Below are 1,930 nucleotides of genomic sequence, written 5' to 3'. Positions count from 1 at the left end.
CCATCGTGCAGGCGGCCAGCATTGCCGCCTGGAATGACGAGCAACATGTGGTGGACAACCGCGCCATGTACCGCGAAAAATTTTCCAAAGTCACGCCCATGCTGTCGGCGGTGATGGACGTCGCCCTGCCCGACGCAGGCTTTTACCTGTGGGCCGGAATCCCCCAAGCATTCAAGGGCTCGGACACCGCGTTTTCGCGCGAGCTGCTCGCTCTTTACAATGTCGTGGTGTTGCCGGGCAGTTACCTGGCACGCGATGCGCAGGGGCACAACCCCGGCGCCGGCAGAATTCGCATGGCGCTGGTGGCAGAAACCGCCGAATGCGTGGAGGCCGCAGAGCGCATCGTCCAGTTCATCCAATCCAAAGTTCACTGAAAAACCATTCTCATGACTCAAGCCAACCTGCAAGCGCTCCAGCAAACCATTGACGCCGCCTGGGAAGACCGCGCCAACCTGTCGCCCAAGTCGGCGCCCAAGGACATCCTGGAGGCAGTGGAGCAAACGATTTCCCAGCTGAACAATGGCTCGCTGCGCGTGGCCACCCGTGAAAGCGTGGGTGTGTGGACGACGCACCAGTGGATCAAGAAGGCGGTGCTGCTGAGCTTTCGCCTGAAAGACAACGAACTGATGCGCGCCGGTGACCTCGGCTTTTTCGACAAGGTCAAAACCAAATTTGCGCACCTGAGCGAAGCCGAAATGCGCGAAACCGGTGTGCGCGTGGTGCCCCCCGCCGTGGCCCGCCGCGGCAGCTTCATCGCCAAGGGCGCGATCCTGATGCCCAGCTACGTCAACATCGGCGCCTGGGTTGGCGAAGGGACCATGGTCGACACCTGGGCCACCGTGGGCAGCTGCGCGCAGGTCGGCAACAACGTGCACCTTTCAGGCGGCGTCGGCCTGGGCGGCGTGCTGGAGCCGCTGCAGGCCAACCCCACCATCATTGAAGACAACTGCTTTATCGGCGCACGCTCTGAAGTGGTCGAAGGCGTGATCGTCGAAGAAAATTCGGTGATCTCTATGGGTGTCTACATCGGCCAGAGCACGCCGATTTACGACCGCGAAGCCGACACCGTCACCTACGGCCGCATTCCTGCAGGCTCCGTCGTGGTGTCGGGTAACCTGCCAAAGGCCGGCGGCAAGTACAGCATGTACTGCGCGGTGATCGTCAAGCGCGTGGACGCAAAAACCCGTTCCACCACCAGCCTGAACGATTTACTCCGCGACTAGACATGGCCCCCACGCTTCTCGCTTCGCGTAGTGCGCTGCCCCCCGAGGGGGCCGCTGCGCCTGCGGCCCGGCAAAGCCGGTTCCGCGGCCCCTGCTGGCGAGGAACCGTAAGCCGGGTGGCCAACGTTGTATTTCATTTCAATCAAGAGGGTGGACTATGAGCACGATGGAAAGAATCCTGCGTTTGATGGTGGACAAGAAGGCGTCTGACGTCTACCTGTCGGCCCATTCGCCCGCCCTGATCAAGATCAATGGCCAGGCCATCCCGATCAATGCGCAGATCCTGCCGCCGGAGGCGCCGCGCAACCTGCTGGCTGAAGTGCTGCCGCCCGAGCGCATCGAAGAGATGGAGGAAATGGGTGAGCTCAACATGGCGCTGCCAATTGCCGGCCTGGGCAACTTCCGTATCAGCGGATTCAAGCAGCGCAGCACCTACGCCGCCGTGATTCGCTATATCCCCAGCGATATCCCGCCGCTGGACAGCCTGAACGTGCCGCCCATCCTGGCCGACCTGATCATGGAAAAGCGCGGCCTGCTGCTGATGGTGGGCTCCACCGGCGCCGGCAAAAGCACCACACTGGCCTCCATGATCGATCTGCGCAACGAGACAACGCTGGGCCACATCCTCACCATCGAGGACCCGGTCGAATTTTTGTTCACCAACAAGAAGTCTGTTGTGAACCAGCGCGAGGTCGGCAGCGATACAC

Annotated in this window: 3 protein-coding genes; all 3 read left to right on the top strand. The window is 61.7% G+C overall.

The features are described 5' to 3' along the window. On the top strand, positions 1 to 374 hold a 374-nt coding region (locus AC1DWI_RS21185; protein WP_477725677.1), incomplete at its 5' end, for an aminotransferase class I/II-fold pyridoxal phosphate-dependent enzyme. Positions 375 to 386: 12 nt separating this feature from the next. Next, entirely contained in the window at positions 387 to 1,223 is an 837-nt protein-coding gene (dapD, locus tag AC1DWI_RS21180; protein WP_457280835.1) for a 2,3,4,5-tetrahydropyridine-2,6-dicarboxylate N-succinyltransferase, read from the top strand. Positions 1,224 to 1,380: 157 nt separating this feature from the next. Beyond that, positions 1,381 to 1,930, top strand: a 550-nt coding sequence (locus AC1DWI_RS21175; protein ID WP_477725676.1) for an ATPase, T2SS/T4P/T4SS family, incomplete at its 3' end; no start/stop codon positions are given.

The sequence above is a fragment of the Polaromonas sp. P3_C2 genome, assembly GCF_056402675.1.
This window is presented reverse-complemented; position numbering and strand designations above follow the sequence as displayed.